A 14,030-nucleotide genomic window follows, 5' to 3' on the forward strand; every position below is an offset into this window, starting at 1 on the left:
GGGTTACGCCGCCGCGTGGCGCCCGACACGAGGTCGAGCCCGCCCGGTCAAGGCGCGGCGAACAGCCCGGCCGCGATCAGCTCCTCCCGCTGCTCCTGGGTCTCCGGTCGCAGCCGGCCGCCCCGGGTCAGCATGACCGTGCCGTGCAGGAGGGCCCAGCCGATCTCGGCGAGCGTGTCGGGGTCGCGGCCGGCGGCCAGCGGCGCCAGCGCGGCGCGCAGTTCGGCGAAGGCGGCGCGGGGCGCGCCGGGCGCCGGGTCGCGGCCGAGGGTGAGGTCCGGGGTGTGGGCGAGCATGGCGTCGTACACCTCTGGGTTGGCGTACGCGAAGTCCAGGTACGTCGTCACCACCGCCGGCCAGGCGCCGTCGTCGCCGGCCGCTCCCCGGGCGGCGGCGAGGGCGGCGGCCAGGTCGGCGAAGCCGCGCAGGGCCACGGCGGCCACCAGCGCGGCCGGATCGGGGAAGCGGCGGTACAGGGTCTCGATGTCGATCCCGGTCCGCTCGGCCAGCCGGCGGCGGGTCACCCCCGCCCACCCCTCGGCCTCGGCCAGCTGCCGGGCGGCCGCCACGACCCGGGCCGGCTCGGCCGGCTCGTTCGGACCAGCCGGCTCTGTCGGCTCGTTCGACTCGGCCGGCTCGGCGTGCGGGCCGTCGGTGGGCGACACCCGGTCGATGCTAGCGATGGTCACCTCTGGTCACCGTCCGGTGACGGATTGGCGACTCTCCCCCGGCCGATCAGCGTCGCAGGGTGAGGATGAGGTCCGCGACCAGCGCGGTCCACCCGGTCTGGTGCCAGGCCCCCAGGCCGGCGCCGTTGTCGCCGTGGAAGTACTCGGGGAAGGAGATCAGGTCCCGCCAGTCGGGGTGGGTCTGGAAGAGCTGGGCGGCGCCGTAGATCGGCCGTCGCCCCCAGTCGTCCCGGGTGAACAGCGAGATCAGCCGGGCCGACAGGTCGTCGGCGATCTCGTCGAGGGTGCACTTGCGCCCGGAGCGGGTCGGGTACTCCACCTGGAGGTCGTCGCCGAAGAACGCCGCGTAGTCGCGCAGCGCGCTGATCAGCAGGAAGTTGGTCGGCATCCAGATCGGGCCCCGCCAGTTGGAGTTGCCGCCGAACAGGCCGCTGGTCGACTCGGCCGGCTCGTACCCGACGGCGAACTCCTGCCCGCCCAGGGTCACCGAGAAGGGCTTGTCCAGATGGGCGCGGCTCAGCGTGCGCAGGCCGTAGTCGGAGAGGAACTCGTCGGGGTCCAGCATCCGGGCGAGCAGCCGGACCACCTGGTCCGGGCCGACCATGGAGAGCAGCCGCTGCTGGCGGCCGTCCGGGCCGAGCCGGCGGGCGCCGATCACGTCGGCGTACTCGGGGCGGTGGGTGAGGAACCAGCGCAGCCGGGCGCCCAGCTCGGGCAGGCGTTGCAGGGTGCGCGCGGTGAGCCGGGTGGTGGCGGCCAGCGGCAGCAGGCCGACCACCGAACGCACCCGCAGCGGCACCTGGCTGCCGTCGGCCAGCCGGAGCACGTCGTAGAAGAAGGCGTCCTCGTCGTCCCAGAGCCCCTGCGAGTACGCGGCCGCCGCGATGTACGCGAAGTGCTCGAAGAACTTGGTGGCGGTGTCGACGTAGGCGTGGTCGTGCTCGGCCAGCACGATGGCCATGTCCAGCAGGTTGAGCGCGTACATCGCCATCCAGCCGGTGCCGTCGGACTGCTCCAGCACCCCGGCCACCGGCAGCGCGGCGGACCGGTCGAACGGGCCGACGTTGTCCAGCCCGAGGAAGCCGCCCTCGAAGACGTTGTTGCCGCCGGTGTCCTTGCGGTTGACCCACCAGGTGAAGTTGAGCAGCAGCTTGTGCATCACCCGGGCCAGGAACTCGTGGTCGCGCCCGCCGTCGATCTCGAACACCTTCAACGCCGCCCAGGCGTGCACCGGCGGGTTGACGTCGCCGAACGCCCACTCGTACGCCGGGATCTGCCCGTTGGGGTGCAGGTACCACTCGCGGAGCAGGAGCAGCAGCTGGTCCTTGGCGAAACCCGGGTCGACCCGGGCGATGCTGACGCAGTGGAAGGCCAGGTCCCAGGCGGCGTACCAGGGGTACTCCCAGGGGTCGGGCATCGAGATCACGTCGAAGCTGTTCATGTGCCACCAGGCGCTGTTGCGCCCGTGCCGGCGACCGGCCGGCGGCGGCGCGGAGCCGGGATCGCCCTCCAGCCACCGCTTGACGTCGAAGTGGTAGAACTGCTTGCCCCACATCAGCCCGGCGATGGCCTGCCGGGCGATCAGGGCCTCGTCGGCACTGGCCGCCGCCGGGATGACCCCGGCGAAGAACCGGTTGGCCTCGGCCCGGCGGGCCCAGAGCACCGCGTCGAAGCCGTCGCGCAGGTCCGCCGGGGGCGGCGGGGCGGTGCCGGGCGGCGGGGCGGTGCGGGTCAGCCGCAGCCGGATCTGCCGCTGGCCGCCGGCGGGCACGTCGAGGACGTAGTGCAGCGCCCCCTTCGTCCCCTCGCGCGCCGGGTTGACCGTGGCGGCGCCGGTCACGACGTGGTCGTTGATGCCGTCCTTCGGGTACGGCGACCGCCCCGGCAGCCCCCAGAGCCGCTCGGCGTTGGTGTCGTTGTCGCAGAGCAGCGGGGTCGGCGCGCCGTCGCCCTCCAGCAGGACCTGGCCCAGCACCCAGTGCTCACCGACCAGCCGGGAGCCCTCACCGGCCAGCCGGGGCACCCGGTCGGCGCCGGGCAGCCCCCAGGCCCAGGTGTTGCGGAAGAACAGGTGCGGCAGCACGTGCAGGGTGGCCGCCTCGTCACCCCGGTTGGCGACCGTGACGAGGATGCACATGTCGGTCGGGGACGCCTTGGCGTAGTCGACGGTCACCGCCCAGTACCGGTCGTCGTCGAAGATTCCGGTGTCGACCAGCTCGTACTCGGTCTCGTCCCGCGCGCGCAGCGCGTTGACCGCGACCAGCTCGTCGTACGGGAAGGCGGCCTGCGGGTAGTGGTAGCGCCAGCGCATCCAGGAGTGGGTGGGCGTGGAGTCCTCGTACCACCAGTACTCCTTGACGTCCTCGCCGTGGTTGCCGCCGTCGCCGCCGAGGCCGAACATCCGCTCCTTGAGGATCGGGTCGACGCCGTTCCAGAGCGCGAGGGAGAAGCAGAAGGTCTGCCGGTCGTCGCAGACGCCCGCCATGCCGTCCTCGTTCCACCGGTAGGCTCTGGACCGCGCGTGGTCGTGGGGAAAGTAGTCCCACGCCGTACCGTGCTCGCTGTAGTCCTCCCGTACCGTCCCCCACGCCCGCTCGGACAGATAGGGACCCCATGCGCGCCAGTCCTGCTCCCCGGCGTCGGCCTGGGCCAGCCGGAGCCGCTCAGGGTCGGGGGACGGTGCGTCGGAGGGCGACCTGTCGGTGAACACGTGCACATCTTCGACGCCGCCGGGGTACTTCACCACAAGGGCCATTGTCGTCGTGGCGCGTCACACCTCGCGGCCGCAGGAGGAAAGTAGTTGATCGAGATCGGTTTCGGTCCGCAGGTCTGCGGCGAACTGGCCGGCGGGGCAACCCGGGAGTGGCTGGTCACCGACGGCCTGGGCGGGTACGCGATGGGCACGGCGAGCGGGTTGCGCACCCGGCGCTACCACGGCCTTCTGGTGGTGGCCGGCGAGACGCCGGCATCCCGCCGGGTGGGGCTGGTGAGCCTCGACCCGGCGGTGACCCTGCCCTCCGGGGCGCGGGTACGGCTCGGGGCGCACGAGTGGTCCTCGGGCGTGGTCGACCCGCGCGGCTTTGAGCTGCTGGAGCGCTTCGAGCTGGTCGACGGGCTGCCGCGCTGGCGCTGGCGGATCGGCGACGTGGTGATCGAGCGGGAGCTGGCGATGACCCACGGCCGCTCCGGCGTGGCGGTGGTGCACCGGCTGATCGCCGGCGGCCCGGTCCGGCTGGAGCTCGCGGCGGCCTGCACCTGGCGGGACGCGCACGGCGAGCGCCGCGCGGACGGCCCGGCGCCCCGGATGGAGCCGGTCGACGGCGGCGCGGTGGTGGAGGGCTCGTTCCGGCTGGCCGGGCCGGACTGGACGCCCGCGGGGCAGTGGTGGCTCGGCGTGCACCACCGCGAGGAGGCCGCGCGCGGGCTGCACCCGGAGGAGGACCTCTGGTACGCGGGCCGCTTCGCCGGCGCGCTGGACCGCCCCGGCGAGACGGTGTCGGTGCTGGCCTGGGCCGGCGACCTCGCCGACCAGCCGCCCCCGGCGACCGAGGTGATCGCGGCGGCCCGGCGGCGGCACCGGGCGGTGGTGGCGGCGGCGAAGCCGGCCGACCCGGTCGAGGCCACCCTCACCCTGGCCGCGGACGCGTTCGTGGTGCGCACCGGCGCCGGGCCCGACGTGGTGGCCGGCTACCCCTGGTTCGGGGCCTGGTCGCGGGACACGATGACCTCGTACGAGGGGCTGTTCCTGTGCACCGGGCGGGCCGACGAGGGGCGGGCGCTGCTGCGGTCGTACGCGGCCACGCTGTCGGAGGGGATGCTGGCGAACACCGCCGACACCGGCCGGGTGGAGTACAACACCGTCGACGCGACGCTGTGGTTCCTGCACGCGGTGAGCCGGCACGTCACGGTCACCGGCGACACCGACCTGGGCGACGAGCTGCTGCCGGCGCTGCACGCGGTGGTCGAGGCGCACCTGGCCGGCACCCGGTACGGCATCGCGGTCGACCCGGCCGACGGCCTGCTCACCCAGGGCGGCACCCCGGGCACCGCGCTGACCTGGATGGACGCGCGGGTCTACGGAGTGCCGGTGACGCCGCGCACCGGCAAGCCGGTCGAGGTCAACGCGCTCTGGGTCAACGGCCTGGCCGGCCTGGCCGAGCTGACCGAGCTGGCCGGCCGGGACGCGGCCGAGCTGTGGCGGCTGCACGCCCGGGCCCGGGAGGCGTTCGGCAAGCGGTTCCCGTCGCCGGCCGGCTGGCTGCACGACGTGGTGGACGCGCCGGCGCCGGCCTATCCGCTGGGCGGGGCGGCGTACCACGACGACGACCTGCTGCGCCCCAACCAGCTACTGGCCTGGTCCCTGCCGTACGCCCCGCTGGAGCCGGACCCGGCGGTGCTGCACCGGGTGGCGGCCGGGCTGTTCACCCCGCTCGGCCCGCGCAGCCTCTCCCCCGACTCCCCCGACTTCGCCGCCCGGCACCGGGGCGGGCCGGCCGAGCGGGACACCGCCTACCACCAGGGGACCGTCTGGCCGTGGCTGATCGGACCGTTCGTCGACGCGTACCGCAAGGCCGGTCTACCCACCGATGACCTTTTAGTCGGACTTGAGGGCCATTTGGGCGATTATGGCCTGGGATCGGTCAGTGAGACGGCCGACGGCACCCCGCCGCACGCCGCCACCGGCTGCCCGTTCCAGGCGTGGTCGGTGGCCGAACTGCTGCGGGTCCGCCGGCGACGATAGGCACGCGTTACACACCGGCAACGACGGCGTCTCCGCTGGTTATCCAGCGGGCGGCAGGATGGGCCCCAACCCAGGCGAGACGGCGGGCACCCCGGTGGGGGGTGCCTTCCGCCGCACGTACGGGCGACAACTCCAAGGGGGCCTTCATGTCACCTGACGCCGACGTGATCGACATCCACCCCGCCCGGCACCAACGGGTGCTGATCCTCTCCTGGGAATACCCGCCCGTGCTCGTCGGTGGACTCGGCCGGCACGTGCACGCACTGTCGGTGGCCCTGGCCGCCGCCGGGCACGAGGTCACCGTCGTCACCCGGCACGCCGAGGGCGCACCCCTGGAGGAGTACGCCGACGGCGTGCGCGTGCTGCGCGCCGCCGAGGACCCGGTGACCTTCCCGCTGGCCACCGGCTCCCTACTGGCCTGGACGATGGCCTTCAACCACACCCTGACCCGCGCCGCCCTGCGCGCCGCCGAGTCCGGCTCGTACGACGTGGTCCACGCCCACGACTGGCTCGTCGCGCACACCGCGATCACCCTCGCCGAGCACCTCGACCTGCCCCTGGTCACCACCATCCACGCCACCGAGGCCGGCCGGCACCAGGGCTGGCTGCCGGCGGAGATGAACCGCACCATCCACGGCGTCGAGCACTGGCTCAGCAACGCCTCCGCCCGGGTGATCGCCTGCTCGGGTTACATGCGCGACCAGGTCACCCGGCTCTTCGAGGTGCCGGCCGGGCGGGTCGACGTGGTGCCCAACGGCGTCGACGACCGGGCCTGGCACGCCCGCCCCCGGGCGGTCGCCTCGGCCCGCGCCCGGTTCGCCGGGGACGGCCCCCTGGTCGGCTACGCCGGCCGGCTGGTCTACGAGAAGGGCGTCCAGCACCTGGTGCACGCGGTGCCGCACCTGCGCCGGCGACACCCCGGGCTGCGGGTGGTGATCGCCGGCGACGGGCCGTACCGGGAGGAACTGGTGGACCAGACGCGGCGGCTCGACCTGGGCGACACCGTCCGCTTCGCCGGCTTCATGGACGCCACCCAGCTCCCGGCGGTGCTGGCCGCCACCGACGCGACCGTGGTGCCGAGCCTCTACGAGCCGTTCGGCATGGTGGCCCTCGAAGCCGCGGCGGCCGGCGCGCCGCTGGCGGTCGCCAGCACCGGCGGGCTGGCCGAGATCGTCGAGCCCGGTGTCACCGGGGTGACCTTCCCGCACAGCGACCCGGACGCCCTCGCCGGCGCGGTGGACCAGCTCCTGCGGGACGAGGTCTTCGCCCGCCGGGTGGCCCGCCGCGCCCGCACCATGGTCAGCCGGCGGTACGGCTGGGCGACCATCGCGGCCCGCACCGCGGGCAGCTACGCCGCCGCCCAGCGCGAGCACGGCACCTTCCAGGCGCGGCGGGCCGCCGCGCTGCTGGCCGGCGGGCGAGCACGGATCGCCATCCCGGAGGGCAACCTGCTGGCGATGGACGGGGCGGCCTGCTGAACCACCGGATCCCGACGACGGATAGGTCTCCCCCGATCCATTGGCTACGGTGTACGTCGGCCAACGGTGAGGAGAACGGTGCAGCAGGAAGTGATCGCCGGCCGGTACCGCTTGGTGGAACTGGTGGGCCGGGGCGGGATGGGCCGCGTCTGGCGGTCCCGGGACGAGATCCTGCACCGCGAGGTGGCGGTCAAGGAGGTCGTCCCGCCGCACTGGCTGGCCGAGGCGGAGCGCGACGAGCTGCGGCTGCGGACGCTGCGCGAGGCGCGCACCGCGGCCCGGCTCAACCACCCCAACGTGGTCCGCGTCTACGACGTGGTCCAGGTCGACGACCGCCCCTGGATCGTGATGGAGTACGTCCCCTCCCGGACGTTGCAGGCCGTCCTGGAGGACACCGGCCCGGTCGATCCGGTGCGCGCGGCCGGCATCGGGCGGGCGCTGCTGGCCGCGCTGCGCGCCGCGCACACCGCCGGGGTGCTGCACCGCGACGTCAAGCCGCAGAACGTGCTGATGGCCGACGACGGGCGGGTGATGCTCACCGACTTCGGGCTGGCCACCTTCGACGGTGGCGACGGGTTGACGACCCGGCCCGGGATGGTCCTCGGCTCGCCGCAGTTCGTCGCCCCGGAACGCGCCGCCGAGGGCGTGTCCAGCGTGGAGGCCGACCTGTGGTCGCTCGGCGCCACCCTGCACGCCGCCGTCGAGGGGCGCTCGCCGTACGCCCGCAGCACCGCGATGGCGACCCTGGCGGCGCTGGCCACCGAGCCGCCCGACCCGGCGCCGCACGCCGGCCCGCTCGGGCCGGCGCTGGAGGGGCTGCTGCGCCGGGACCCACGCCGGCGGATCCGCCACGACGAGGCCGACCGGCTGATCGCGGCCGCCGCGCACCCGCCGGCCACCGAGCCGCCCGCCGTGGTGCGCCCCGGCGCCCGCTCGGCGGCCATCGTCACCCCACCGCCGCCCTGGCCCGGCGTGCCGGACCGGTCCGGAGCCGGCAGCGGCGGCACGGGACCGTCCGGCGGACTGTCGTCGCCGTACGCCACGCCGGGCCGCTCCCGCGCCGCGCTGCCCACCGCCGATGAGAGTCCGGCCGGGTCCGACGAAGCGGAGCGCGGGGCCACCCGCGCCGCCCGGGAGGCGGCGGCCGCCGACCCTGCGCCCTGGGCGACCGGCTCCGGGGAGGCGGAGCGCCCAGCCACCCACGCCGCCCGCACCGGCCAGGCCGCCGCCACGGCCGGCGACCGTCCGGCAGCGCGGGCCGACCTCGGCGCCGTGCTCGCGCGCGTCCTGGGCTGGCTGCGGCTCACCCCGCGCCGGGTGGCGCTGGTGGTGACGGCACTGGGCGTGGCGGCGGCCACCGGGATCGGCACCGCCTTCGCGATCGTCGACGACCAGCCGGGCGGCTCGCCGACCGCGACGCCGCCCAGCGGATCCACCTCCACTGCGGACGGCGGGCCGGACCGACCGTACGGCCGGGAACCGGACCGACCGCCGCCCCCGGACGGCGGCCCTCCGCCGAACCCCCCGCCCTTCCCCTGCCTGCGGCCCCACCCGGTCGGCGAGCCGATCGTCGCCCGGCCCGGCACCGCCGACGGCGGCTTCCGCCCGCCGGCCGGCTGGACCTGGTACGTGCAGGAGGGCTGGCGGGTCACGGTGCCCGTCGGCTGGCTCCGGTTCACCCACAACGGGGTCGCCTGCTTCCGGGACCCGTCCAGTCGACGCACGCTCAGCGTGGAGCCGGTCACCGCCGAGCACCCCGACCCGGTCGCCTGGCTGCGGTCCGAGGAGCGCCGGCTGGTCGACGCCGGCACGCTGCCGAACTACGCCAAGGTGCGGATCGGCACGGCCGGCGGCCGGGGCGCGCAGTGGGAGTGCCGCTGGACGGCCCCGTTCGGCGAGCGGCAGCACGCGCTGCGGCTGCTGCCCGGCGACGACACCGGCGGGTGGCTGCTCGGCTGGAGCACGGCGGACGACGACTGGGCCGCGGCGACCGGGCAGTTAACCGTGGTGCGCCAGAGCTTCAACGGCCGGGTCACCGAGGTGGTCTCGCCGACCTGACGGCACCCCCGGACCGGACCGCGCTGTGGATGAGAAACCGCAGGCCGCTGGATATCGTGTATCGGGGTAGCCGAGGGGGAACGTCGTGCAGCAACTGCTGGTCGCCGGGCGGTACCGGCTGCTCGACCTGGTCGGCAGCGGCGGGATGGGCCGGGTCTGGCTGGCCCGCGACGAGATGCTGCACCGGGACGTCGCGGTCAAGGAGGTCGTCCCGCCCAACTGGCTCGACGAGGCCGAACGGGACGAGCTGCGACTGCGGACGCTGCGCGAGGCGCGCACCGCGGCCCGACTGAACCACCCCAACGTGGTCCGGCTCTACGACGTGGTGCACGACCGGGACAGCCCGTGGATCGTGATGGAGTACGTGCCGTCCCGCTCGGTCCAGCAGATCCTCACCACCGATGGACCGCTGGAGCCGCGGCGGGTCGCGGGGATCGGGCTGGCGGTGCTGGCCGCGCTGCGCGCCGCGCACACCGCCGGGGTGCTGCACCGCGACGTCAAGCCGCACAACGTGCTGGTCGCCGACGACGGGCGGGTGATGCTCACCGACTTCGGGCTGGCCACCTTCGACGGTGGCGACGGCCTGATGACCGGCCCGGGCCTGGTGCTCGGCTCACCGCAGTTCGTCGCCCCGGAACGGGCCCGGGAGGGCGTCTCCGACTCGCGCACCGACCTGTGGTCGCTGGGCGCGACGTTGTACGCGGCCGTGGAGGGCCAGTCCCCGTACGCCCGGCCCACCGCGATGGCGACGCTGAGCGCGCTGGCCACCGAGCCGCCCGACCCGGTCCGCCGGGCCGGGCCGCTCCGGCCGGCGCTGGAGGGGCTGTTGCAGCGCGACCCGTGGCGGCGGCTAACCGCGGTCGAGGCCGAACGGCTGCTGCGGGCGGCGCTCGCCGCCGCCGACGCCGGGTCGCCGCCGGCGGGCCGGCGCCCCGAGGCGATCGACCGGCCGGCGTCCCACGACACCCGCCCCGCCGCTCCGGACGCCCGGACGCGGCCGGGGGGCGTCCCGGCCGCCGCGCTGCCCGGGTCGTGGGCCGCCGGCCGGCCGGCGGCGGGCGACGCACCGACGCCGACGGACACGCCGGTCGGGGACGGCGAGCGGGCGGCGGGCCCGGCACCGGGGGACGCCGTCGTGCCGTGGGCCGCCGCCGTACCGGCCCCGGTCGTCCCGCCGCGCCGGGGCGGCGCGCGCCGTCGGCGGCAGGGGCTGGTCGCGGTGGCCGTGGCGAGCACGCTGCTGGTCGCCGCCGGGGTCGCGGCGGCGCTGCGCGGCGGCGGCGACCGGGCGTCGCCCTCCCCCGGCGGCGGCGGGGGCGCGACCGCCGTCCGGCCCGTCGCCTTTCCCTGCGGCACGCCCGCCCCGGCGGACGCCACCCCGGTCCCCTCCGTGCCACCGCCGACCGGCGAGCCCGCGCTGGTTGCGGGGTGGACCTGGTACGAGGACGCGACCGGCTTCCGGATCGCCGCCCCGGCCCGCTGGCTGCGCTTCACCGACGGCCCGGTGACCTGCTTCCGGGAGCCGGGCGGCGGACGGGTGCTCAGCGTGGCCCCCGGCGTCGCGCCGGCGGACCCGGTCGCCCACTGGCGGGCCGAGGAGCGACGGTTGACCGGCGACGGGGCGCTGCCCGGCTACCGCCGGGTCGACATCTCCCGGCTGGACATGTTCCGGGGCGGGGCGCTGTGGGAGTGCTCCTGGCTCAACGCCGCGGGCGTGCAGGTGCACACCGCCCGGTTGATCGTGGCGGTCGCGGCGGGCCGGGCCTACACCGTCTCATGGTTGACAGAAGAGTTCGACTGGCAGGTCAACGCGACATACTTCCTGATGATCCGGCAGAGCTTCCGGCCCGCCGCCTGACGCCCTCCCCTGTGGACCGTCCGGGTGATTGCCCCGTCGGCGGGGGCTCTGACACAGTGGCGTAGCTTTGTCGATCAAGAACCTGGGGAGGGCGACGCGACATGATGGGACCGTCCCACGCGCTGTCCGGCGCGGCGGTGTGGCTGACCGGCTCGTGGGCGCTGGACCAGTTCGCCGACTACCACCAGTCGCCGCTGGCGCTGGCCGTCGGCACCGCGGTCTGCGCCGGCGGGGCGCTCTTCCCCGACCTCGACCTCTCCGGCAAGGTCACCCGCAACCAGGGTGGCGCGACGGTGGCCCGCACCTTCGGGGTCTTCTCGCTCTTCATCGCCGAGGTGATGGAGAAGATCTCGCTCGGCGTCTACTACGCCACCAAGCTGAGCCGGGACCCACGCCGCAACAACGGCCACCGGACGCTGACCCACACCCTGCCGTTCACCGCCCTCGTCGGCTGGGGCACCACCGCGCTCTGCGCGGCGTACGGCAAGTGGGCCGTGGTGAGCATCCTGTTCTTCATGATCGGTCTGGCCCTGCGCGGGCTCTTCGACGAGTGGGCCGAGCGCGCCGGCTGGGTCATCGTCACGCTGGCCTCGGCCGCCGCCGCCTGGTTCACCTTCGCCAACCTGCCCGGCGACCGGGGCTATCCGATGATCGGCCTGGCCGTCGGGGTGGGCTGTTTCGTGCACATCCTCGGCGACATGATCACCAAGGCCGGGGTGCCGATCCTCTGGCCCATCCCGATCAAACGGCGGATGTGGCTGATGGTCGGCCTGCCGAACGGCATCGCGCTGCGGACCGGCAGCAAGGCCGAGGTGATCGTGCTGCGCGCCGCGCTGACCGTGCTCTCCGTGCTCGCCGCGGTCGGGCTGGTGGCGCCGTCGGTGCTGCACCGGTTCAATATCGAGGTGTGACCACCAGCGGGCCGGTGCCGGCCGACGACGACGATGTCCCGGCGTTCTGCCGGCACCTGGGCATTCCCGGGTTGGCCGACGTGCACGTGCACTTCCTGCCGCCCCGGCTGCTGCGCCGGGTGTGGGCGTACTTCGACGCGGCCGGGCCGCTGGTGGGCACCGAGTGGCCGATCCGGTACCGGTGGAGCGACGACGACCGGGTGGCGCACCTGCGGCGGATGGGCGTACGGGCGTTCAGCGCGCTGGCGTACCCGCACCGGCCCGGCATGGCGACGGAGCTGAACCGGTGGACGCTGGACTTCGCCCGGGCCACGCCGGAGTGCCTGCCCTCGGCGACCTTCTTCCCCGAGCCGGACGCGCCCCGGTACGTCGCCGAGGCGCTGGACGGCGGCGCCCGGGTGTTCAAGGTGCACGTCCAGGTCGGCGGGTTCGCACCGACCGACCCGGCGCTGGACAAGGTGTGGGGGCTGCTCGCCGACGCGGCCGTGCCGGTGGTGGTGCACGCCGGGCACGCCCCGGTCGGCACCACGCACACCGGGCCGGCGGGCTTCGCGGCCCTGCTGGCCCGGCATCCGCGGCTGAGCGCGATCGTGGCCCACCTGGGCGCGCCCGACTACGCCGCGTTCCTCGACCTCGCCGAGCGGTACGAGCGGGTGCGGCTCGACACCACCATGGCGTTCACCCCGTTCTTCGACCGGTTCGTGCCCTTCCCCGCCGGTGAGCTGCCCCGGCTGCGCGAGCTGGGGCTGGCCGGCAAGGTGCTGCTGGGCAGCGACTTCCCGAACATCCCCTACCCGTACGCCGAGCAACTGGCCGGGCTGGCCCGGCTCGACCTAGGCGACGACTGGTTGCGCGCGGTGTGCTGGGACGGCGCCGCCGCCCTGTTCGACCTGGACCGAACGATGGTGCCACCCGTCTTGTGATCCACTCCGGATCGCTGAGGCGGCGCTTATCCGGCGAGTGGACCGGCGGGGCGCGGAGGCGTCAGCGCGTGGCGACCGGCGGCGGCTCGGTGCCGGCCGCCCCGGTCCGGCGGAGCCGGGCCAGCAGTCGGGGCACCTCCCGGGCGCCCCGCACGATGCCGACGTGCGTCAGGGTCGGCGGGAGCACCAGCAGCACCCCCACGGCGCAGGCCACCGCGAAGCCCAGCGGTGAGCCGCGGTCCACGAGTGCGACACCGACGACGGCGAGCAGGGTGAGTACGCCGGCCACGCCGGCGGCGGCCAGCGTCCCGGCCAGGCCGCCGCGACGGCGCCCGGTCAGCTCGGCGACCACCCCGGCCGGCACGACGACCAGCGGCACCACGACCAGGCCGGCCAGCGCGGCCACCAGCACCATCACCGGCCCGGCCAGCGGGCCACCGGCGCCAGCGTCGGTCACCAGGGCGTAGCCGAGCAGCAGGAGGTAGCAGGCCAGACCTTCGACGGTGAACACGACCCAGGCGACCACCGCCCCGGCGATGTGCCGGCCCACCGCAGCGACCATCGACCGCACCTCCCCCGCGCCGCGCGCCCACCGAAGGGGCGTCTCGTGCGGCGAACCGTAGCGCAGCGGGTGGCGTGCCGGTTGCCGAGGCTGGCTCAGACGCCGACGCGCTGCGGCGGGACGGTCAGGCCGTAGAGCGCCATCAGCTCCGGGGTGTCGACCCGGCTGCCGTCGGCCACCGAGTCGCACGCGATGTCGACGATCTGGTCCTTGTGCGCCAGCAGGTACGGCCGGGCGCCGACGTCGGCGCTGGCCAGGGTCGCGATGCCGGACCAGTGCCGGCGGCCGAAGAGCATCGGGTAGCCGCGGAGCCCGTCGTAGGTGGCGCAGACCAGCACGTCCGGGTACGGCAGCGCGGCCACCCGGCGTACCGCGGCGGGCGTGAGGCCCGGCATGTCCACCGGGACGACCACCACCGCCTCGACCTCCTCGTCGGTGAGCGCGGCCAGGCCGGCACGGATCGAGGAGCCGACCCCGGTGCCCCAGGCACGGTTGACCACCACCGTGACGCGGCTCAGGTCGGCGGTCTCCCGCACCTGGTCGGCGGCCGCGCCCAGGACCACCACGATCTGCTCGCAGCCCGCCTCGGTCATCGTGTCGATCATCTGGTTCACCAGGGGCGTGCCACCCTGGTGCAGGAGCGCCTCGGGTCCGCCGATCCGGCGTCCCCCGCCCGCTGCGATGATCATCCCTGCGATCCGGTTCAGCTGCGCCACCTCCGTCGTGAAGACGGACCGAGCAGAGCTGCCCGGCCCGTTGCGCACACCGGACCCAACGAGCGCCCCCGGCGCCGGGTAGCGGGGCAAATGG

The 14,030-nt window shown here is 75.2% G+C and carries 10 protein-coding genes; 6 read left to right on the forward strand and 4 right to left on the reverse strand.

Features of this window, described 5'->3' with window-relative positions; all coding sequences use genetic code 11:
• Positions 1 to 47: 47 nt before the first annotated feature.
• Both ACTWM8_RS20430 and ACTWM8_RS20435 read right to left on the reverse strand, forming a co-directional pair.
• On the reverse strand, positions 48 to 689 hold the full coding sequence (locus ACTWM8_RS20430; RefSeq protein WP_446210451.1) for a TetR/AcrR family transcriptional regulator: 642 nt from the start codon (positions 687 to 689) through the stop codon (positions 48 to 50).
• 46 nt (positions 690 to 735) lie between these two features.
• Positions 736 to 3,444, reverse strand: a complete 2,709-nt coding sequence (locus tag ACTWM8_RS20435) for an MGH1-like glycoside hydrolase domain-containing protein (RefSeq protein ID WP_446210452.1) — start codon at positions 3,442 to 3,444, stop codon at positions 736 to 738.
• Between the two features lie 45 nt (positions 3,445 to 3,489).
• On the opposite strand from ACTWM8_RS20435, the gene ACTWM8_RS20440 reads away from it, so the two are divergent.
• The 6 genes from ACTWM8_RS20440 to ACTWM8_RS20465 all read left to right on the forward strand — a co-directional run bounded on the left by ACTWM8_RS20440 (position 3,490) and on the right by ACTWM8_RS20465 (position 12,658).
• Complete coding sequence (locus ACTWM8_RS20440; RefSeq protein WP_446210453.1) at positions 3,490 to 5,430, forward strand: amylo-alpha-1,6-glucosidase; 1,941 nt, start codon at positions 3,490 to 3,492, stop codon at positions 5,428 to 5,430.
• A gap of 146 nt (positions 5,431 to 5,576) precedes the next feature.
• Entirely contained in the window at positions 5,577 to 6,908 is a 1,332-nt protein-coding gene (locus ACTWM8_RS20445) for a glycosyltransferase family 4 protein (RefSeq protein ID WP_446210454.1), read from the forward strand.
• Positions 6,909 to 6,986: 78 nt separating this feature from the next.
• The gene (locus tag ACTWM8_RS20450; RefSeq protein WP_446210455.1) at positions 6,987 to 8,966 is read left to right on the forward strand and encodes a protein kinase domain-containing protein; all 1,980 of its coding nucleotides are present in this window, start codon (positions 6,987 to 6,989) and stop codon (positions 8,964 to 8,966) included.
• An 85-nt stretch (positions 8,967 to 9,051) separates the two neighbouring features.
• Positions 9,052 to 10,824, forward strand: coding sequence for a protein kinase domain-containing protein (locus ACTWM8_RS20455; RefSeq protein ID WP_446210456.1), 1,773 nt, complete (start codon positions 9,052 to 9,054; stop codon positions 10,822 to 10,824).
• Between the two features lie 101 nt (positions 10,825 to 10,925).
• On the forward strand, positions 10,926 to 11,735 hold the full coding sequence (locus ACTWM8_RS20460; protein WP_446210457.1) for a metal-dependent hydrolase: 810 nt from the start codon (positions 10,926 to 10,928) through the stop codon (positions 11,733 to 11,735).
• Positions 11,732 to 12,658: an amidohydrolase family protein gene (locus ACTWM8_RS20465; protein ID WP_446210458.1), complete on the forward strand. Its 927-nt coding sequence runs from the start codon at positions 11,732 to 11,734 to the stop codon at positions 12,656 to 12,658. Before ACTWM8_RS20460 ends, ACTWM8_RS20465 begins: the two co-directional genes overlap by 4 nt.
• A 61-nt stretch (positions 12,659 to 12,719) precedes the next feature.
• Here ACTWM8_RS20465 and ACTWM8_RS20470 read toward each other — a convergent pair whose 3' ends face one another.
• Both ACTWM8_RS20470 and ACTWM8_RS20475 read right to left on the reverse strand, forming a co-directional pair.
• On the reverse strand, positions 12,720 to 13,220 hold the full coding sequence (locus ACTWM8_RS20470) for a hypothetical protein (protein WP_446210459.1): 501 nt from the start codon (positions 13,218 to 13,220) through the stop codon (positions 12,720 to 12,722).
• A gap of 95 nt (positions 13,221 to 13,315) precedes the next feature.
• Entirely contained in the window at positions 13,316 to 13,909 is a 594-nt protein-coding gene (locus ACTWM8_RS20475; RefSeq protein ID WP_446210460.1) for a nucleotidyltransferase family protein, read from the reverse strand.
• Positions 13,910 to 14,030: the final 121 nt, after the last annotated feature.

Source organism: Micromonospora sp. IBSANI012 (assembly GCF_052814045.1).